The following is a 21451-nucleotide window of genomic DNA, read 5'->3' as shown; positions in this document are numbered from 1 at the left end:
AAAGCCTCGAGATACATTGATGTGTCTCGAGGCTTTTTTGCTGTCTTCGCGTTGTTTTTAGTCTGCTATTACTTTGTTTTGCCGTGAATGAGAAGTGAAAGTTTTTGCGGTTTTCTCAAAAAGTTAGATAATTACGGCATTAAGTCAGGATTCACCTACATTTGCGGGTCAAAATGGACCGTAAATGGGACGTTCCTTTTTATTTGACACCTTGCTTTTTCGTGCTACACCATATAGACTTATATTTTGTAAGTGAAATGTAGTACAAATCAGTTAGGAGATTTTAATCATGACAAAGTACGGTGTAATTGTAGGATCAACTCGTAAGAACTCATACTCACTTGGTGTAGCAGAGGCCCTTGTTGCTGGTTTGCCAGCTGATGCAGAAGTTTCATACTTCGACATCGCAACGTTGCCTTTGTACAACCAAGACCTTGATGCTAACTCTCCTAAGGAATATGAAGACTTCCGTGCGTGGGTTTCTGCACAAGATGCCTTCATCATGGTAACGCCTGAACACAACCGTTCAGTGCCAGCTGCATTGAAGAACGCTTTGGACATCGCTTCACGTCCATGGGGACAAAACGTATGGGCTGGAAAGCCAGTTTTGCCTGCCTCACAATCAATCGCCGGTCTTGGTGGTGTTGTAGCGCACCACGTGTTGCGTAACACTTTGGACTTCTTGGACATGGCCATCATGCACCAACCAGAGCTTTACATTGGTAACACGGCCGAATTGGCAAACGAAGGTGGAAAGATCACTAACGAAGGAACGAAGTCATTCCTTGCTGGTGTAGCTGGCCAATACAACACGTTTGTTTTGAAGCACTTGGGATAATAACTATCTACAAAAAATGACGACTAGCTTAACGGCTGGTCGTCATTTTTGTATATGTAAGGGTTATCATTTAACATTTGACCGAAATAAGCGTACGCTTAACGTATCCACCGGCTACGAAAGGAAGTGCACTTATGGACGCAATGGAGAAGTCACAACGGATCGAAAATTGGTTAAAAGAAAATGGGTCTGTGCAAGTCGCGGTTTCAGAGTACATGGCAGCTAATCCGCCAATGTCAGTCAGCCGCTTCTTGGCGACAAACGACTGTTCAAACAAGCCTGAAACGGGCTTGGAAGGTATTTTGTTACCAAACGGCTTGTATTACGACTTGCGTGGTTCTCACAGTATGATGATGAATGTGCTTGCAGCGCAGACACTTGATACGACAATTGAGAATTACATGAAGTCGGTACCCAAGGTTTGTTATACCGCAATAACAGCTTATGCAATGAAAATTACAGGTGCTGTCATGCTACACAATAATGTACAACAATATGCTGATGAACTAACGCAGGCACAAAAGGATGCGCTATTGCAGTTGGAATCAGCAAACAAATTAGTAGTTAATCTCCAGCCAGTCCGGATGCCGGCGCGTATCAAAGTGCACTATCCAAAGCTGGTTGAACGGCAACAGGCAGTGCTTGCGGCTAACTAGAGAAAGAGAAACGTTCTGGCAATGAGCCAGAACGTTTTTTAATACCGTTTTGCTTATTGAAAGTTTGGCGGTAGAATGAATTGTGAAGTTGTACACACGGAGGAGAGATATGACAAAACATGATCATCATCATGATATGAGCATGCACGAGCATAGCGACCATCAGATGAATATGAATGAAAAACATATGGACATGGATATGCCAATGGCGCATCATGACATGGACCACATGGACCACATGGACCACATGGACCACATGGACCACATGAATCATGATGGCATGATGATGCACGGTGGCCACATGATGCATATGGGGAATATGAATCGAAAGTTGATTGTATCCCTAATCTTGACGGTGCCAATTATCCTGCTGTCACCAATGATGGGGATGAAGATGCCGTTTACGATTACCGGCATTCCGGGTCAAAACTGGCTGGTATTGTTGCTAGGTTCAATTCTATTTTTCTACGGTGGCACACCTTTCTTTAGCGGTGCCCGTGGCGAATTGCAGAGTCGCAAGCCAGCAATGATGACGTTGATTACAATGGGCATTGTGGTGGCTTACGTCTACAGTTTGTATGCCACGATTATGAATGCCTTGCATCCCGAAGCCGTGGTGATGGATTTCTTCTGGGAGCTGGCAACGTTGATCGACATTATGTTGATTGGCCACATCATCGAGATGAATGCGGTGATGAAGGCTGGTTCTGCCGTGGACGGTTTGGCAGCGTTGGTGCCTAAGATGGCCCACCGTCGTCATCATGGTGATCACTTCATGGATGTCGCTATTTCGGATTTGGCATTGGGCGATGTCTTGTTGGTTAAAGAAAATGAGCGCGTACCAGTTGATGGTCGCGTCTTAACGGGGATGCCAACGCTGGATGAATCATTGCTAACCGGTGAATCAACCGGCGTTATGAAGCATGAAGGTGACCATGTTGTTGGCGGGTCGCTAAATGGTGGCGCCTCATTTACGATGACGGTGGCGCACCGTTCTGATGATGGTTTCTTGGCGCAAGTGCAACACTTGGTGGCGAATGCACAACAAAATCAATCACACGCCGAGACCTTAGCTGACCGCGTGGCCGGTTGGTTGTTCTACGCTGCGATGATTGTTGGTATTTTGGCGTTCGTTATTTGGACGGCGCTCCACGGCTTTGCATATGCTTTGCCAATTGCAGTGACGGTCTTTATTATTGCCTGTCCACACGCGCTTGGGTTGGCGATTCCATTGGTTGTTGCGCGTTTGACTGGCTTGGCTGCCCAAAATGGTTTGCTAATCCAAAACCGCGCTGCCTTGGAACGCGTGAACGATTTGCGTTACGTGTTGATGGATAAGACGGGGACGTTGACGGAGGGTGACTTTAAGGTGCAAACCGTTAACGCTCTGGCTGACGGTTGGACGTCAGATGACGTGTTGCGCTATGCAGCAGCGCTTGAACAAGGTAGTTCGCACCCGCTGGCTACTGGCATCTTGAAAACAGCCCATGATTTGGACGTGCCAATGGTGATGCACCAAACGGCGACGGCTGGTGAGGGTGTTTCCGGTATGATTGGCGATGCGCACTACCGTTTGGTGTCACCAACAACGTTGCCAGAAAAATTGGATCAACAGGTTCGTGACCTAATTACGACAGCGACGGCCACCGGCGAGACAGTTAGCGTCTTGCTGAAGCATGATGAGCCACTTGGTCTTATCGGCTTGTCAGATGCCATTAAGCCAGATGCGCAAGCCTTTATCGACAGCTTGCATCAACAAAACATCACACCGGTCATGCTGACTGGTGATAATGAAAAAGCAGCCCAACGCGTGGCGTCAGCCTTAGGTATTCACGAAGTCCGTGCTGATTTGAAGCCGGCCGACAAGATTGAGTTGGTCAAGACGTACCAAGCAAACGGTGCGGTGATGATGATTGGTGACGGTGTTAATGACTCACCTGCATTGGCCCAAGCTGACTTGGGTGTGGCGATTGGTGCCGGAACTGACGTCGCAATTAATGCATCAGATGTGGTGTTGGTTGATTCAAAACTTGCTGATGTCACGACGTTGCTTGAATTGGCACGCCAAGCAAAGCGCAAGATGACCCAGAACCTCTGGTGGGGAGCAGGGTATAACTTGATTGCCATCCCATTGGCGGCTGGTATTCTAATTCCTGTTGGCTTTAAGCTTGATCCAATGGTTGGTGCTATTTTGATGTCACTCTCAACAATCATTGTGGCGATTAACGCGATGACGTTAAAACTAAAGAAGTAAACAAAAACGGCGAAGCATATCTGCTCCGCCGTTTTTTGATGAAGTTGTTTTTAACCCCCACACGGCTCTCTCTAAAAAGCCATGGCGCTGTGTCAGCTAATCTCCACTGAGAAAGGGAAAGAGAGATGGTAGAAATTAGTGACGGGTTAGCACGTAAGTTATTATGCCAGTTAATGACGGGTCGTGGTTAAAAAGTGCCTGAGGTGGGAACATTTGACTGTTTTTAGTCTTTTTAATAGGTTTAGACAACAAAAAACACGCGCCAGGAGGGACGCGTGTTTTTTAAGAAGATTTGGCTAGCTGGCAAAAGAATCTAAGGGGGAGGGGGAAACCAGCTAGTCGGGGATCTTCAATTATGCTAGGGATAAGTCAGGGGCGCATATCTGCGCTTCTGAATGATTATAGTATGCTGTAAATTTGAGCCTCTAACTAAAAAGTGCCAAATATGAGTCAAATTACTGTGATTTTTTATATTGGGACCTTAAACCCGCTACTCAGCTTACAAAATGTTAGAATAATAAGTCGAACAAAAGAAAGCAGGTGAACAAGATGGAAGCAAAGCCAAAGTACGTCGGATTGATTACGGCGGCCATCCTGCTATCAACCTTTATGTCAGCTATTGAGGGAACTGTTATCTTAACAGCTATGCCAACAATCATTGGATCGTTGCACGGCATTAAGTTGATGAGCTGGGTATTCAGTATTTATATGTTGATGACTGCCGTGGCAACGCCAATCTATGGTAAGTTATCAGATTTGATTGGTCGCAAGCCGGCGATGCTATCTGGATTAATCATTTTCTTGATTGGTTCAATGATGAGTGGTGTATCGGATAGCATGGGAACTTTGATCTTCTGGCGTGCTATTCAAGGTATTGGTGCTGGTGGTATTATGCCAGTTGCCTTTACGATTTTGGCTGACCTTTATCCAATCGAAAAGCGTGCCTCGATCATGGGCTTGAATTCAACTGCGTGGGGTGTCGCCTCAATGGTTGGACCACTAGTTGGTGGTTATTTGGTTCAAAACTTGTCATGGCACTGGGTATTCTTTATTAATTTGCCAATTGGCATTATCACGATTGCTATTTTAATTTTCTTCTATAAAGATACCTTTGAAAAGCGCCAAGCTATTATTGACTATCCAGGTGTCCTTTAGATGTCAGTATTTATCGTTGGTTTGTTGCTTGGTTTGCAAATGATTTCAGAAGCAAACTGGTTGTTGATGGTGATTTTCTTCGTCGCCTCAGTACTTGGTTTGATCTTGTTCATCAAGCGTGAGCGTAAGGCGCCAGAGCCATTGATTGATTTGAAGATGTTTAAGTCAGTTGACTTCACAGCTACCAATACAATCGCTGGTTTGACTGCTGGATTTATCATTGCATACAATATTTACTTGCCAACGTGGATGCAAGCACTTGGTGGCATGAAGCCATCAGTTGCTGGATTCGTTGTCACGTCAAGTTCTGTTGTTTGGATGTTCGGTGCCGTGATTGCTGGTCGCGTTTTGGCTAAGCACAGTGCCCAATACCTCTTTAAGTTTAGTTTGTTTGTTGGTATGCTTTATGCCATCATGTTGGCTGTTATGCCAGGGGATGCGCCATTCGTTTTGTTCCTAGCAACTGGATTGATTTTCGGTTTGACGATGGGTTCAACGATTACGGCCTCAACGGTGATGGCCCAACAAACAGTTGAGCCAAGCCAAATTGGTATGGCCACGTCATTTAACAACTTGGCCCGTGCTATGGTTCAAACGATGATGACAACTGTTTATGGTGTTGTTCTTAATGTGTCAATGTCGATTGCATTGCAGTCACACCACAACTTGCACTTTGCCGAGTTGAATCAATTGATTGATCCAAACACAGCAAAGAACTTGCCAGCTAGTCACATTGCGCCATTGCGCGACATCATGACATTTGGCTTGCACAATATTTACTGGGTTGGTGCCTTGTTGATGTTGGGGGCTGTCTTGACGAATGTCTGGGCAACACGTCAGTTGAAAAAGTAAAATTAAATTGCTTCAACAAAAGTGTTGACATTTAATAGGCAAATGCGTATTATATTACATGTGGTTGCGATAAGTAACTTACATGTTTTGGAGGATTACCCAAGTCTGGCTGAAGGGAACGGTCTTGAAAACCGTCAGGTCGTGAAAGCGGCGCGTGGGTTCGAATCCCACATCCTCCTTTGACATCGCTGATGTCACAATTTAATTTTATTATCGCGGGATGGAGCAGTCTGGTAGCTCGTCGGGCCCATAACCCGAAGGTCGTAGGTTCAAATCCTGCTCCCGCAATTTATGGAGAATTACCCAAGTCTGGCTGAAGGGAACGGTCTTGAAAACCGTCAGGTCGTGAAAGCGGCGCGTGGGTTCGAATCCCACATTCTCCTTACTGATAACCGTGTCCATTGGGCGCGGTTATTTTTTTATTCTAAAATCTTGAGGAGTTATGGATTATGTTAACATTACAGCTTCGTTATCTCAGATATGCAATTGTTGGGGTGGTTTTGACAGTTTTGACGGCGCTGATAATGCCAGTGTTACTAGGCATGAGTCCGTTTTTGGATTTGTCAGTACCACATTATATGATGGCTACCTTTGCAATCGCGACGGTGTTTGTGATTGTGGTTGATGTGCGCGTGGGGATGCAAGCATGGCGCCAACGCCAAGAAGAGGGACTCACAACATTGTGGGTGCCATTGATTGGTCAAACACTTTGGTTGGCAACGACTGCTTGGATTTACAAGCAACCAGTTGCCGGTGACTTCTTGAAGACCATGACGTTGCCCGTTATGTTGGGCGGGTTGACGATTTTGTTGCTAACGTTTGGTTTGTTGCAACGTCGTGAACGTGCGATTCCGCTAGATGATGTCATGAAACAAGCAACGCGTCGTTTGACGTGGTTGGTTGTGGTTTTGGCAATTTACGCCTTGATTTTCTTCGGCCTAACGTTGAACTGGCAATCAGGTTTGACGGTCGCAACATCAGTATTGCTAGTCGTTGATCCACGCTGGCCAGCTTTCTGGGCTGGTTGGCGTCGCTTCCGCATTTTGCGTGCGCTAGCTAAGGAAGGGGTGACCTTCCAAAATCCACACGCACTTGATGAAGTACGTGATGTGAACCATGCTGTCGTTGAAAAGACTGGTTTATTGACTAGTGATGACGTGACGGTGACTTCCGTGATGTCTTTGGACGACCGTTACAGCGATTTTGACATTCTTGGTATTGTGACTGGCTTGGTTGAACCAGTTAACGGTGTGCTTTCTAAGAATATTTTGGCGTTTGCTGAAGAACGTGGTGTTTATCCTTCAAGCGCTAGCGAAGTGGAACTTATTCCAAATGCTGGTATCCAAGGTGTGATTTTGAATGAACACTTTGCGGTTGTCTCAGCAGCATTCGTCTTAGCGAATGATTACACGGTAGATGAAGACGTCTTGGCAATGTATAAGGACCTTGGTAATTCTGTCAGCTATGTGGTTGATAGCATGCAAGTTGTCGGTGTCATGACGTTTGGTACGTCAATGAGTAAGGCTGTCTTGCCAATCGACCGTTTCTTCCGTGAGCGTGGCATTACAACGTACATTGCAACGGCTGATACATCTGGATCAGTCCAACAATTAACGAAGCTAATGGGGACGTTATCAGAACCAGCGACTGATTTGACGCCTGATGAAAAGGCTGCCAAGCAAGCCGAGTGGGTTAACGATGGTGAGTCAATGTTGATTACGAACCAAGCTGTCCCAGAAGAAGTGGCACCAATGTTGACGGTGGCTGTTGGCAAGGAAGATATGATTGCTGACGTCCACGTTGAAACGATGACTGACTTGCCAAAGTTGTGGGATACAACTGACGCTTTGCTAGGAGCGGACACAAAAGTTTTGCTCTGGACAAGCGTGGTTGTCTTGCTAATTGTGTTGATTGCTGCAGGCCTTGGTATCTTTGTTACACCTTGGTTGTTCATGGCACCAATTGTCGCAACAATCATTCGTTTGGTCTTGTCATTAACTTTGCGGGCCGTAGTTGCACCCGAAAATTAACAAATGATTACAACGTGAAACATATGGCGCGTCATGTCCCCGAAAGGTTGATATGACGGGCTTTTTGTAACCTACAGCAATTCCGCTATAAATTGACTTATGTTGTGGAAAAGCCTAAAATGAAACATGTGTTAATAAAGCGCAAAAAAACACTATTGATTTGACATGAAAGTCAACTCTATAGACAGGAGATACAAGATGAACATTGCAATGATCATCCTGCTGTCGCTTGTCGCAATCGTAATTGGCGTTGCGATTGGTTATCAAGTTGCGAAGACTCGCATTAATCACTCGCTAACCATTGCACGCCAAACCGCATCAGATATTACGATTCAAGCCGCTAACGATGCTGAGCAGATGAAAAAGACTGCCATCGTCGAAGCGCTAGATGAAAGCCAACGTTACCAAGAACGCATTGAACGTGAACTACAAGACCGCCGTGCGGGAGTGAAGTCACAAGAAGAGCGTCTGGTAAGTCGTGAATCTGTATTGGACCGAAAGGATGCTTCATTGCAAAAGCGTGAAGAAGTCATTTCGGAAAAGGAAACGAAACTTGATCACCAACGACAAAGTGTCAACGATAAGCAAAAGCGTGCTGAAGAATTAATTACAGAACGCGAAGCGAAGTTGGTCGAGATTGCAGGCTTGAGTCGTGAAGACGCTCGTGAGCAAATCTTGTCAGAGACAAAGGAAGCTTTGGTTTCTGAACGTGCCGTTATGATTAAGGAAAGCGAAGAGCAAGCTGCAGCCGAAGCTGAAAAGCGGGCTAAGAACTTGGTGGTTAGCGCCATCCAACGTTCTGCTGCAGACATGGTTGCCGAAACAACGGTATCAGTTGTGACGTTGCCTAACGATGACATGAAGGGACGAATTATCGGTCGTGAAGGTCGAAACATTCGTGCCATCGAGACGGTTACTGGTATTGATTTGATTATCGATGATACGCCAGAAGCAGTCGTATTGAGTGGATTTGATCCGGTTCGTCGTGAAATTGCGAAGAATGCTTTGGAGAAGTTGATTGCCGACGGTCGCATTCACCCAGCTCGCATTGAAGAGATGGTTGAAAAGGCCCGTAAGGAAATGGATGAGTACATCCGTGAAGTTGGTGAACAAACAATCTTTGATTTGGGCATTCACAACATGCACCCTGACTTGATTAAGACAATCGGTCGCATGAACTACCGTACGAGTTATGGACAAAACGTGCTCGTACACTCAATTGAAGTCGCTAAACTAACAGGCATGTTGGCTGCTGAGTTAGGTGAAGACGTTACGCTTGCCAAGCGCGCAGGATTATTACACGATATTGGTAAGGCAATCGATCATGAAGTTGACGGTTCTCACGTAGAACTTGGTGCAGAATTGGCCAAGAAGTACAAGGAACGTCCAGTTGTGATTAATGCCATTGCCTCACACCACGGTGACGTGGAAGCTGAGTCTGTTATCGCCGTCTTGGTTGCAGCCGCTGATTCAATTTCAGCTGCACGACCAGGAGCGCGTTCAGAGTCACTTGAAAACTACGTTCAACGACTACAACAACTTGAAGCCATTGCCAATGACTTCAGTGGTGTTGAAAAGTCATTCGCGATCCAAGCGGGTCGTGAGGTTCGTGTTATCGTTGAGCCAGCTGCTGTTTCTGATTTGGAAGCAACTGTTTTGGCCCGCGACATCAAGAACCAAATTGAACACGATTTGGATTACCCAGGCCACATTAAGGTCACGGTTATCCGCGAATCACGTTCAGTGGAATATGCGAAATAATAACGAAAACAGCGAACTGCCTCGGCGGTTCGCTGTTTTTGTTTAGACTGGGTTTTTAGAAATTTTGATAGATATTTAAAAATAAAAGTTAATGAAAGGGTTTACATTTGATTTGAAACCGCTTACAATAATAAATGTGTTAAAGACACGGGGGAACGTAACATTTGGTAGACATTAATTAAAAGCGTAGAAGGGATGGGGCCCTAGTTGGTATCACGCCGTCATATCTCACTCTTGCTGCTTGAAAACATAGTTCAATATCTAAAACTAGCTGAAAACTCTTCTCCTTCAGAAAACACTAGAACGATATAATTTCTTTCCAGAAAATTCGAGCAGCAAGAGGGTGATGCGACGACTCTTTATCAACATCAACGCTTTCACAATCAAAAATATTTTGTGGGTCGTCAACCATAACCTAAAGCCATATTGCGGATACGCAGTATGGCTTTTATTTTTGTCGTTTGGTTGGTTTGCGGTGGATGTTGATCTCGGAAAGAATAGTACATCTTGGCTGCTGGTATGGTATTTGGTTGGGGTGGTGGTGCGGAGATACTGCGATATTAGCCGGTGACAAAGCAAGGACAGGAGCACCAATTATCACTTAGCAGCAGTGGATTTCAAGCCGACAGGCGCGGAAATACGCTGAGGCTTAGGGAGAATGGGACTCCGTTGCCACCAGCTTATATTGTAGGACGGAGCACCGCTACCCCAACCAAATTCCATGCCTCGACGCAACGCGTCGACACAAACCACTACCAACCTTTTCATGACAGTTACATAACACAATTCTGCAAGTTCACTGAAAGCACAGAAATAAGTACTAGTCAATAGTAAGCGGTTTCATATTTTGGTCATATTTAGCCCAAATTTTGACTGAATGTAAACGCTAACATTAATTAAGTAATAAAGATGTTTAAGGATATATTTGAGGTGAAAGCTAATGGCTCAAGATTTTAAGAAGCTTGCTAGCAGCGTGGTTGATGCTGTCGGCGGCGTAGGAAACGTTACTAATCTGACGCACTGCATGACACGTTTGCGCTTTATTTTGAAAGATGAAGCAAAGGCTAGTGATGAAACTGTAAAGAACATCCCAGGTGTTATGGGATTGGTTAAGCAAGGTGGTCAATACCAATTCATTATTGGTAACAACGTGGCTGCTGCTTACAAGGAAATTTTGGCACTTGGTGTTGATGGTGGGGCTACGGTCGACGCCAGCGAACAACCAAAGCAAAAGTGGACGTTGAAGCGCGTCGGTATGACGATTTTGGATGCCATTATCGGAACAATGACGCCTTTGATTCCAGCCATCATCGGTGGGTCAATGGTTAAGTTGTTGGCAATGTTGTTGCTAATGACTGGTGTTGTTGGTGAAACGAACTCAACGTACGTTTTGTTGAACACGATTGGTGATGCGGCATTCTTCTTCTTGCCAATCTTGGTTGCTGTTTCAGCATCAAAGAAGTTTGGTACGAACACGTACTTGGCTGTTGCCATTGCAGGTTTGATGGTGCACCCAGTGTTCATGGACTTGATGGCTAAGGCTGCTGAAGGGCAAGCCGTAACGTTGGCAATGTTGCCAATCACGTCAGTTAAGTACACGTACACGATTATTCCAGCCATTGTTATGTCATGGTTGCTACGTTACATCGAAGCTGGTGTTGATCGCATCACGCCACTTGTAACGAAGAACTTCTTGAAGCCAATGTTGATCTTGTTGGTTGGTGCGGTTATCGCAATCTCAATCGTCGGACCTGCTGGTGTTTGGCTAGGTAACGGTATCTCAGCTGTTGTTTACGGTATCCACGGTAAGCTAGGTTGGTTGGCTGTTGCGATTGTTGGTGCTATCTGGCCTTTGTTGGTTATGACGGGAATGCACCGTGTGTTCACGCCAACGATTGTGACGACGATTGCCGAGACTGGTTCAGAAGCCATGGTTATGCCTTCTGAAATCGGTGCCAACATGTCACTTGGTGGTGTCTCATTTGCCGTTGCCTTTAAGACGAAGAACCGCGAATTGCGTCAAACTGCCTTGGCAGCTGCTTCATCAGCTTTGATTGCTGATATCACTGAGCCAGCCTTGTACGGTGTGGCAATTCGTTTGAAGCGACCAATGATTGCTTCAGTTATTACTGGATTTATCGCAGGTGCCGTGGCTGGTTTGGCCGGCTTGGCATCACACTCAATGGCTGCACCTGGTTTGTTCACGTCAGTTCAATTTATTGATAAGGACAACCCAACGAGCATTTTGTGGATTGCAGCAGTTATGGCAATCTCAGTTGTTGTGTCATTCGCATTGACGTTGATTCTTGGCTTCGAAGATATCCCAGTTGAGGATGATGAAGCTGATATGGTTACGCCAGCTAGCGTTAAGGTGATGGCCCCAATGAAGGGTGCCGTTATGGGCTTGCACGATGTTGCTGATGAAGTCTTCTCAAAGGGCTTGCTAGGTAAGGGTATGGCAATCGAGCCAGTTGACGGTAAGGTTGTTTCACCAATTGCTGGAACGGTTACGACGGTCTTCCCAACGAAGCATGCGATCGGTTTGACTGATGATCACGGTATGGAAGTTTTGATTCACGTTGGTTTGGACACGGTTTCACTAAACGGTGAGCCATTCGAAGCATTGGTTGCTGCTGGTGACCGCGTTGAAGTTGGAACTGAATTGTTGCATGCTGACTTGGACGCCATCAAGGCTGCCGGTTTGCCTACGACGAGGGTTGTTGTTATTACGAACACAGACGAATTTAAGGGCGTTACGCCAGTAGAGCCTGGTAACGTTTCATTCAAGGATCATGTCATGGAAGTCTTCCACCACGAGAAGGAAGACGATGCACAAACGGCTGTTGCAGCTGACGCATCATTGGCATAAACGAGAGATTAAGAGAATTAAGGGGAACCGGTTAAATGACTAAGAATGTATTTCCAGAAAACTTTTTGTGGGGTGGCGCAATTGCAGCCAACCAAACTGAAGGTGCTTGGCACGAAGGTGGCCGTGGCACAAGTAACATCGACATGTTGCCAATCGGCGAAAAGCGTATGCCGGTAAAGTTGGGACAAGTGGCACATCCTGAATTGGATGACACGCTTTACTACCCAAGCCACACAGGTATCGATTTTTACCACCGCTACAAGGACGACATTGCGATGTTGGCCGAAATGGGATTGAAGGTCTTCCGTACATCAATTTCATGGAGCCGTTTGTACCCAAATGGTGACGAAACGACACCTAATGCTGAAGGAATTGCATACTACCGTTCATTGTTCGAAACTTGCCGTGAGCACGGGATGGAAGTCTTGGTAACGTTGGCTCACTTCGACGTGCCAATGGGCTTGGTAGAAGGTTACGGTTCATGGCGCAGCCGCGACATGATTACGTTCTTCACGCGTTATGCCAAGACATGTTTTGAAGAGTTCGGTGACTTGGTTAAGTACTGGATCACGTTTAACGAAATTAACATCATCTTGCACAGCCCATTCTCTGGTGCTGGTTTGGCCTTCCAAGAGGGTGAAAACCAAAAGCAAGTAACGTACCAAGCTGCCCACCACGTGTTGGTTGCTAGTGCGTTGACAGTTAAGATGATTCACGAAATGTTGCCTGAAGCACAAGTTGGCTGCATGATTGCCGGCGGAAGCTTCTACCCATACACAAGTAAGCCAGAAGATGTTTGGCAATCAATGCTTGATGATCACGACAACACGTTCTTCATTGACGTACAAGCACGTGGTTACTACCCTTCATACATGAAGAGCTTGTTGAAGTCTAAGGGTGTTGACGCTATCGAAATGGCTGAGGGTGACGAAGAAATCTTGAAGAACACGGTTGATTTCGTGTCATTCAGTTACTACGCATCACGTACGTCAGCCCACAACTTGGATGAGTTGGTGGCAAACGAAGGAAACGTGGTTAAGTCAGCCAAGAACCCATACTTGCCAACAAGCAAGTGGGGTTGGGTAATCGACCCACTTGGATTGCGTATTACGATGAACCAATTGTACGACCGCTACCAAAAGCCATTGTTCTTGGTTGAAAACGGGTTGGGTGCGGAAGACGTGGTTGAAGCTGACGGTTCAATCAACGATGATTACCGTATCGACTACTTCCGCGATCACATCAAGGCGATGGCCGACGGAATCTCTGATGGTGTGCCACTAATGGGCTTCATCGCCTGGGGTGTTATCGACTTGGTTGCTGCTTCAACGGGTCAAATGACGAAGCGTTACGGTATGATTTACGTTGACAAGAACAACGATGGATCAGGAACGTTTAACCGCTCAAAGAAGAAGTCATCCGACTGGTACAACCAAGTTATCGCATCTAACGGTGTAAATCTTTAATAAATTGAACGCAGTGTCTCACATATGGGGCACTGCGCTTTTCATTTACCTGCCAACATGGTAGACTAATGAACTAGTGAGATTTGTGGAATAGATTTAATGGGAGATATATACGATGGTAGGAACGATTTTGACGGTACTGGTCGCACTTGAGGCCTTATACATTATGGGATTGGAAATGTTTGGCAAGCCGGCAAAGCAAGCTGAGACATTTGAACTAGACGAAAACATCACAAAGATGCCTGAAGTACGCTCATTGTTGGGTAACCAAGGAATTTACAACGGAATGTTTGGTGTGTTGATTTTGTTGACGTTGGTTGTCATTCACGGATCAGCGCAAGACATCATGTTGAAGTTGGAGATGGCTTACATTGTGATTGTGGCTGTTTACGGTAGTTTGACGGCAGCACGCAAAATTATCTTTGTACAAGGTTTGCCAGCATTATTGGCTTTGATTGCCTTGGCATTGAACATCTAAAAAATTAAATCCTGGTTTCAAGACATATTATTAGCAAAATAAAAAGGGGGTCTATATACTATAGTTATTCCCCGTGGTAGTTACGCTAATGACTATCTTGTACAACCAGTTGTACAACGCGCCGTAGATATACGGCGCGTTTTTTAGTGCAGTTGGAAAAGGAGTGAGCGGTTAGTGTCATCTTCACAAACCCTTCACATCTTAAATTAAATTCTTCATTGGCTTAGATTAGAAAAAGATTAGAATAATAAACAATAACAAGTAAGGGGAAGCAAAAATGATGATCAATGCAAAGACAACAGTTGCAAACTCATATTACTTTTGGTTTTTTGGATAGCTATCCGAATCAAACCAAAAGCATTTTTGCATGGTTCTCGGATAGCGGTAAACTTCCCAGGACCAAATACACAACCTGAATTGTTAGGACAACAATAGGTTATGAGGTTACTGGGTGGTTTCGAAATGAAATCGCCCAGTTTTTTATTTTAAGGAGTTCGGTTATGCCACACATGAAAGCAACACTAGCAAATCGCTTGAATCAAGATTTGAAGAAGATTCAACCTAATGAAATTCGTGCATTTGATATGCAAGTTAGTCAAATCCCTAACATCATCAAGTTGACGTTGGGGGAGCCTGATTTTGATACACCTGAAGTTGTGAAGCAAGCAGCGATTGATAGTATTGCTAACAACGATTCACACTATGCACCAGGTAATGGAACAGTGGCCGTTCGCCAAGCTGCAGCACATTTCTTGTCAGATCGTTACGATTTGCAATACGATGCGATGACAGAAATTGCCGTGACGGTTGGGGCAACGGAAGCTATCTACGCTTCTTTGACGGCTGTCTTGAACCCAGGTGATAAGGTCTTTATTCCAACGCCAACGTTCCCGCTATACGATCCCATCACATTGATGAATGGTGGTGAGCCAGTTCACTTGGATACAAGTGCTACGGACTTCGTTTTGACGCCGGAGATGTTGTCAGGTGCGATTGCCGAACACGGTGATGCGATTAAGGCAATTATTCTAAATTACCCTGGTAACCCAACTGGGGTGGCCTACTCATCTAAGCAATTGCTAGAGTTGGCTGCCGTGTTGGCTGACACTGACATCATTGTGATTGCTGATGAAATTTATTCAGAGTTGGCTTATGACAGTGAGCACCGCTCAATTGCCACGTACTTGCCAGAACAAACGTTGGTGTTGAACGGGGTGTCAAAGTCACACGCGATGACGGGTTACCGAATCGGCTTTATTGCCGGTCCAGCGGAATTGATGCATACGGTAGGCATGGTACACCAAATGACGGTGGCGACACCATCTAACCCAGCGATGGCCGCTGCAACGGTGGCGTTGGGAACCGAAGCTGGCCGTCGTGCAACGTTGGAAATGAAGTCAGCTTATCGTAAGCGTCGTGATTACGTGGTTGCCCAAATGCGTCGCGCCGGCTTTAACGTCATGACGCCAGATGGTGCCTTTTATGTCTACGCTGGTATTCCAGCCGCGCATAACACAAATGATCGTGAATTTGCGTTGGCCTTGGCTGAAAGCGCAGCGGTCGCGGTAATTCCAGGTTCTGTCTTTGGCCCTGGTGGGGAAGGCTATATTCGTTTGAGCTATGCAACGAGCGACGCGCAACTACAAGAAGCGATGGCGCGTATTCAAAATTACATGCAACAAGTGCAAGAAGTCAGTGAATAAGGATGGGGATACTTATGAATAATGTGAAACAATACATGCTTGCTGTTTTGAACGGTAATGCATTGGCAATTATGGTTGCCTTGGTACCAGCTGCGTTGGTGAATCAATTGTTGGGTGCTATGCCCCAAAATGGGGTGGTCACATCATTGGCGATGATGGTTACGTTGGCGCAAAGTGCGTTGCCGTTGATTGCCGCGTTTGCCGTAGGAACGATGTTGAAGTTGGGCATGATGGAGACGGCATCAATGGCTTTGGCCACGTTGGCTGGCTCAGGCGTAACGACATTTAAGGATGGTGCCTTCACGTTGGCTGGTTCAGGGGTTATCTTGAACGTGATGCTAACAACGGCGGTGGCAGGTTTGGTTGCGATGGGTGCAACCAAGGTGCTTGGCCAATTGTGTGTCGTATTTGAGCCGTTAATTGTCTTGGTTGTTTTGTTGCTGGTGGTATCGGTTTGATGACGTTGCCAGGGATAGTTGCTGTCCAAGCAGCCGTTGGTCAAGTTGTTGCCTCAGCGACAGCCGCTGCGCCATTGGTGATGGGAATCTTGCTCGGTGTCATCTTTGCTTTGTTGATTGTGTCACCAATGTCTTCAGTTGGTATCGCAACGGCCATCGGTTTGGTGGGTATCGGTTCGGGTGCTGCTAACGCTGGTATCGTCGCAGCTGGTTTGACGTTGGCGATTATGGGTGCATCAGTTAACTCATGGGGTGCCACAATCGCGCACTTTATGGGATCACCTAAGATTCAAATGGCGAACTTGTTGTCACGACCAAAGTTATTCTTGCCAGTCGTGATTGCTGCAGCTATCTCAGGTGGGGTTGCCTCATTGATGATGGTTGAAGGAACAGCCTTCTCAGCCGGCTTCGGTATGGCTGGCTTCATCGGACCTTGGACGGCGATGACAGAGTCTACTGGTAGTGCCTTGGTGGTCCGCGTGTTGGTTGCCTTCGTCGTGGTACCACTAGCAGCTGCCTTCTTAATGAAGTTAATCTTTATCCAAAAAACACAATTGATTAAGGCAGAAGAATTGAAGTTGCCTGAAGTTTAAAAGTCACGGAGGCGTCGAGCAATCGACGTCTTTTTTACTGGAGAAAATTATTGAAATGGACATATTGTTTTGACATCTTATATTGTACGTTGTATAGTATTGTTTGTAACATGAATGAAACATGAGATTGGGGATTAAGAACATGACAGAACCGGTATTGATTGCAAACAAGTTGAACAAGACTTATACCAGTGCAGCTGGGGTAGACCAACACGTCCTTAAGGATTTATCTCTTACGGTGCCACAAGGGGAGTTTGTGGCCATCATGGGACCTTCAGGATCAGGAAAGTCGACGCTGTTGAACGTCCTTTCTACGTTGATGAAGCCAACGACTGGCGAAGTCATGATTAACAACAAAGATATTTTGCACATGACAGATGATGAAATCGCAAACTTCCGTGGTCGCGATATGGGATTCATCTTCCAAAGCTATAACTTGATTGAAAGTTTGAAGGTTAGCGAAAACATTGCGTTGCCACTCACTTTGCAAAAGACGAAGCCTGCCCAAATCAAGGCAGCGGTTCAAAAGGTGGCCGATTTGCTTCACATCAGCGAGTACTTGAACAAGTACCCAGCTGAGTTGTCAGGTGGACAACAACAACGTGTTGGAGCAGCCCGTGCCTTGGTGCACGAGCCAGCCTTGATTTTTGGAGACGAGCCAACCGGAGCGCTTGATTCTGAAAATGCCCGCGAAATGATGAACTACCTAACAAAGATTAATGACGAACGTGATATTTCAATCGTGATGGTAACGCACGATCCGTTCTCAGCGTCATTTGCATCACGCATTCTATTCTTGACTGATGGACAAATCACGAAGACGTTGACGCGCGATGATCGTTCACGCGAAGACTTCTATAACTACGTGTTGTCTGAACTAGGTAACTTTGAATAAGGGGGCGGACGACCATGTTTTCTATTGCAATGAAGTCACTCCGCTCAAAGTGGCGTGACTGTCTCGTACTATTTGTCGGCCTAATGGTGTCAGCAGCAATCTTCTACATGTTTAGTGCAATTGCGTTGAACAAGGAATTCTTGCTAGCTAACTCAACGACTGCGATTATCGTCCTGGTCTTTACGATTGGTGAAGTCTTACTAGGGTTGATTACATTTGTCTATTTGAATTTTGCCAACGGCTTCTTGTTGCGTTTGCGTCAGGCTGAATACGGCTTGATGTCAATGCTCGGGGCGAAGCGTAAGCAAATCGGGATGATGTTGATGCAAGAAACACTTGCATTGGGCGTTATCTCAACGGTAATTGGAATTGTTGCTGGAATCGCTTTGACGTCATTCAGTGGCCAATTCTTGATGGATTTGTTGGGCTTGCAACTAGCTCACTGGACGGGCTTCTCATTACAAGCCATCTTGGTAACCTTGGCATTCTTTGTGGTCTTGTTCTTCTTGAACGGCTTGTACAACAGTGCTCGTTTGAGTCGCCAAGATACGTTGACGTTGTTAACGGCTGACAAGCAAGTTAAGCAACCAAAGCGTCGCAAGATTTTGGATCCGCTACTTGGTTTGATTGGTTTGGCCTTGTTGATTGGTGGTTATGCCATGATGCCAAATGTCTTGAGCATGGGTATCACAGGGTTCATCTTGATTTTGATTATCAATGTTTTGGGAACGTTCTTCTTTGTGAGTCGTTCATTGAAGATGTTGACGTATGCCTTGCGTGGTTCACGTTTTAACAGTCGCGGATTGCGTTCATTCTTGAATGGTCAATTGATGTTCCGCTTGCCTGATTACCAACGCTTGTTGACGGTGTTGTCAGTCATCTTCGGTTTGGCACTTGGAGCGATGTCAGTTGGACAAGGCTTCTACCGTGCATTGCCAGAGCAAGCACAATCTAGCCAGCCTTACACGGCAGCTTATACAACGAACGCTGACGTGAAGGACTTGAAGAACATCAAGTGGCAAGCAACTTATCACTACGTTAAGGGTGCTGATAAGGTTGTTTACTTTGATGGGGATGAGATTAATGCACATCACATTCCAACAATGATTTATGACGGTATACCTAACAGCACGCCAAAGGTTAAGTGGATGTCTGGGGATGAGATGATTCAAAACCCAGACACGACGACGGATACGTTGATTGGCTTGGCAAACCAAATTAACGGTGTGCAATTTGATTCAAAGGCTGTGGTCCTTGCGAACGCGGATGAGTTGGCAGAAAAGGGTACGGTTAAGTCAGCTGAACTGGTGAAGGTCGCTGACTTGCACGAGAACGAAACGGTCTTGGTCAAGAATGCTGAACGTGAAGCAAAGGCTTTGGATTCAACGGTACAAAAGTTGTCAGGATCATACGGTTTCTATGCATTGGCAAAGAGTTACTTTGGCGGCTTTGAGTTTATGGGAATTTTCTTGGGAATTGGTTTCTTAGCAATGTTGGCATCAACTTTGATGTTCAAGGTGTTGTCTGATGTTGCTGATGATAAGCGTCGTTACCGTATTCTAACGATGATTGGAACAAGCGAACGTCAAGTGACGATGACGGTTGCGAAGGACTTGGGAACCTTGTTCTTTATTCCATTAATCATTGGACTGCTTGATGTTGTATTTGGTTTGAATATGTTCAAGGCAATCTTGAGTGATCCATATGTTGGCTTCGTGCCATCACTAATCGGCATTTTGGTCTTGTACTTAGCATATTATTTCTTGACGGTTGTGATTTACCGTCGCTTGATTAAGGCCTAGTTCTAAAAATGTTCATGTTTTTTTGACGGTGGATAAGGTATAATATAAGTATTCAAAATGCTGTGGAGTAAATGACAATAAAAACATTTTATTGAGACATCTACGACACCTAAAAGGCGGCTACCTAAACGCGCAAGGTAGTCGCCTTTTTCTGTGCAAAAATTTGTGTAAACTAAAACCCGTGCATTAACTCTGGAAAGTGATCACGGGTAACTAGTTTATTCGTAGTGTCGGACACCCGGTTAGGATGTGCCTGACAGACTCAGTATAACCTGATTTTTCGTCGCAAGCAAAGAACTACAGCAATCCGCCGTTCCATGGTATGATTGCGAAAATAGCAGTATTCGGGGGTGCTGATATGAGACTTGAGACAGAAATTAATTCGACGATTCAAGGAATCGACATTACCTTCAATGAGTATGGGTCTGAGACGACAATTAGTTTGTTCAGAACGGTGCTTGGCGAAGGTGTACTACGATTCGTTGGGCCAAACAGTGAGCGTACAGTGGTTTTGACCACAGAACAGTATCTAGATTTTATTAACTACGTGTATTTGCCGGCCAATGTTGCTGAGTGGCATTCAGTGCCGTGGGCATTTGAGGCTGAGACTTGGTGGCGCGTGATGATTCACGACGGTGACAAGAGCAAAAACATGCGCGGTAGCGAAGAACAAGAAGGGTATGCCCACTTTAAAAAGTGGTTGGCAGGATTTGATATTGAGCTAGGCAATATTATCTACAAGCCAATCGAGGTTATCTATGAAGACGTAGTTCATTTACGTACGCTACCTGTGGTTGGCTATGCATATCTCACTTACAAAGAACGGTCGATTTACGATGGCCTAGTCGAAGACGGCATTGTGGATGATGCAACGCCGCAAGTTGACTTGGTTCGTGAGCCAACGAATGCGCATGATGAAAATGCCATTTTAGTTTTGTATAAAGGCATAAAGCTAGGGTACTTGCCTAAGAATAACAACAAAATTTTGGCGTGCTTGATGGATGGTGGCGTCAAACTGCAGGCGCAAGTGAAACCAGACATTGATGACGAAAAAGTTTGGGTGTCAGTTGCGTTGGCAAAGTAAAAACCAGAGGATTGTGTGTCCTCTGGTTTTTTCGTGTTCTTACAAGATTGATCCAACCCACTTCTTCATTGCGATGTTAGTGAAGTCGAACTTTTCCAAAGCTTCAAAGCCTTCAGTTTCCAAATCAACGTTTGAAACGGCACCGTATGACAACATCAAGTTAACTGGGTGCACGTTACGATCACCAACCGTTACCAAGATGGCAGGCTTGTTTGAAGCCGTCATGTAGCCGATTTCGAAGGCTGTACCTGAATCAGGGTCGGCAGCGTCGATGAATGCAACAATCAAATCAGCGTTGTTCATTGCCGTGATGTCAGCCTTGTACGTCATCGTTCCCCATTCGAAGTCAGGCTCAAAATCACCATCTGCTTCGATAACTTGGCCACCGTATTGGTTCAACAATGGCACATAGATATCGTTAATCGTAGGGTGCTCTTATGCTAGATTTACGGACAGATTTTTCTCTGCCCTGTAAACTAATAGCAGAGGAGCATTTTTTATATGATTCGATATTCACCAGAATTTAAGCAGTCTCTTGTCGAGATGCACAACCAAGG

At 45.5% G+C, this 21451-nt stretch carries 17 protein-coding genes and 3 tRNA genes; 19 read left to right on the top strand and 1 reads right to left on the bottom strand.

The genetic code is table 11. From position 1 onward, the window contains the following. The first annotated feature begins 289 nt into the window (after positions 1–289). The 19 genes from C6P11_RS08785 (at position 290) to C6P11_RS08705 (ending at position 20894) form a co-directional block, all read left to right on the top strand. Entirely contained in the window at positions 290–838 is a 549-nt protein-coding gene (locus C6P11_RS08785; RefSeq protein ID WP_135520404.1) for an NADPH-dependent FMN reductase, read from the top strand. Positions 839–972: 134 nt separating this feature from the next. Then, the gene (locus tag C6P11_RS08780; protein WP_135520402.1) at positions 973–1494 is read left to right on the top strand and encodes a hypothetical protein; all 522 of its coding nucleotides are present in this window, start codon (positions 973–975) and stop codon (positions 1492–1494) included. Positions 1495–1603: 109 nt separating this feature from the next. Further along, the gene (locus tag C6P11_RS08775) at positions 1604–3748 is read left to right on the top strand and encodes a copper-translocating P-type ATPase (RefSeq protein ID WP_210114235.1); all 2145 of its coding nucleotides are present in this window, start codon (positions 1604–1606) and stop codon (positions 3746–3748) included. 549 nt (positions 3749–4297) lie between these two features. After that, positions 4298–4903, top strand: coding sequence for an MFS transporter (locus C6P11_RS11325; RefSeq protein WP_245299856.1), 606 nt, complete (start codon positions 4298–4300; stop codon positions 4901–4903). Beyond that, positions 4904–5755, top strand: a complete 852-nt coding sequence (locus C6P11_RS11320; RefSeq protein WP_245299855.1) for an MFS transporter — start codon at positions 4904–4906, stop codon at positions 5753–5755. 89 nt (positions 5756–5844) lie between these two features. Beyond that, positions 5845–5934: transfer RNA gene (locus tag C6P11_RS08765), tRNA-Ser, on the top strand. Positions 5935–5969: 35 nt separating this feature from the next. Then, positions 5970–6043 (top strand) — tRNA-Met (locus C6P11_RS08760). A gap of 5 nt (positions 6044–6048) precedes the next feature. Further along, a tRNA-Ser gene (locus C6P11_RS08755) sits at positions 6049–6138 on the top strand. 66 nt (positions 6139–6204) lie between these two features. After that, positions 6205–7785: an ATPase P gene (locus C6P11_RS08750; RefSeq protein ID WP_135520400.1), complete on the top strand. Its 1581-nt coding sequence runs from the start codon at positions 6205–6207 to the stop codon at positions 7783–7785. Positions 7786–7983: 198 nt separating this feature from the next. Beyond that, a complete protein-coding gene (gene rny / locus C6P11_RS08745; RefSeq protein WP_135520398.1) occupies positions 7984–9546 on the top strand; it encodes a ribonuclease Y in 1563 nt (520 codons plus the stop codon). 940 nt (positions 9547–10486) lie between these two features. Continuing rightward, the gene (gene ascF, locus C6P11_RS08740) at positions 10487–12415 is read left to right on the top strand and encodes a PTS cellobiose/arbutin/salicin transporter subunit IIBC (protein ID WP_135520396.1); all 1929 of its coding nucleotides are present in this window, start codon (positions 10487–10489) and stop codon (positions 12413–12415) included. Positions 12416–12450: 35 nt separating this feature from the next. Next, on the top strand, positions 12451–13881 hold the full coding sequence (gene ascB, locus C6P11_RS08735; protein ID WP_135520394.1) for a 6-phospho-beta-glucosidase: 1431 nt from the start codon (positions 12451–12453) through the stop codon (positions 13879–13881). A gap of 115 nt (positions 13882–13996) precedes the next feature. Then, positions 13997–14359, top strand: a complete 363-nt coding sequence (locus C6P11_RS08730; protein ID WP_135520392.1) for a DUF1304 domain-containing protein — start codon at positions 13997–13999, stop codon at positions 14357–14359. Between the two features lie 500 nt (positions 14360–14859). Beyond that, positions 14860–16062, top strand: a complete 1203-nt coding sequence (locus C6P11_RS08725) for an aminotransferase class I/II-fold pyridoxal phosphate-dependent enzyme (RefSeq protein ID WP_135520390.1) — start codon at positions 14860–14862, stop codon at positions 16060–16062. A 14-nt stretch (positions 16063–16076) separates the two neighbouring features. Next, a complete protein-coding gene (locus tag C6P11_RS11460) occupies positions 16077–16520 on the top strand; it encodes a PTS sugar transporter subunit IIC (protein ID WP_348628399.1) in 444 nt (147 codons plus the stop codon). Then, entirely contained in the window at positions 16520–17113 is a 594-nt protein-coding gene (locus C6P11_RS11455) for a PTS sugar transporter subunit IIC (RefSeq protein WP_348628400.1), read from the top strand. Before C6P11_RS11460 ends, C6P11_RS11455 begins: the two co-directional genes overlap by 1 nt. 142 nt (positions 17114–17255) lie before the next feature. Next, the gene (locus C6P11_RS08715) at positions 17256–18008 is read left to right on the top strand and encodes an ABC transporter ATP-binding protein (RefSeq protein WP_135520388.1); all 753 of its coding nucleotides are present in this window, start codon (positions 17256–17258) and stop codon (positions 18006–18008) included. 14 nt (positions 18009–18022) lie between these two features. Then, complete coding sequence (locus C6P11_RS08710; RefSeq protein WP_135520386.1) at positions 18023–19810, top strand: FtsX-like permease family protein; 1788 nt, start codon at positions 18023–18025, stop codon at positions 19808–19810. A gap of 358 nt (positions 19811–20168) precedes the next feature. Further along, on the top strand, positions 20169–20894 hold the full coding sequence (locus C6P11_RS08705; protein ID WP_167849558.1) for an HIRAN domain-containing protein: 726 nt from the start codon (positions 20169–20171) through the stop codon (positions 20892–20894). Positions 20895–20933: 39 nt separating this feature from the next. On the opposite strand, the gene C6P11_RS08700 is transcribed toward C6P11_RS08705, so the two are convergent. Continuing rightward, positions 20934–21302: a nucleoside 2-deoxyribosyltransferase gene (locus C6P11_RS08700; RefSeq protein ID WP_245299854.1), complete on the bottom strand. Its 369-nt coding sequence runs from the start codon at positions 21300–21302 to the stop codon at positions 20934–20936. Positions 21303–21451: the final 149 nt, after the last annotated feature.

Origin of the sequence: Weissella confusa, from assembly GCF_004766315.1 — a bacterium.
GTDB classification, from domain to species: Bacteria; Bacillota; Bacilli; order Lactobacillales; family Lactobacillaceae; genus Weissella; species Weissella confusa_A.
This window is presented reverse-complemented; position numbering and strand designations above follow the sequence as displayed.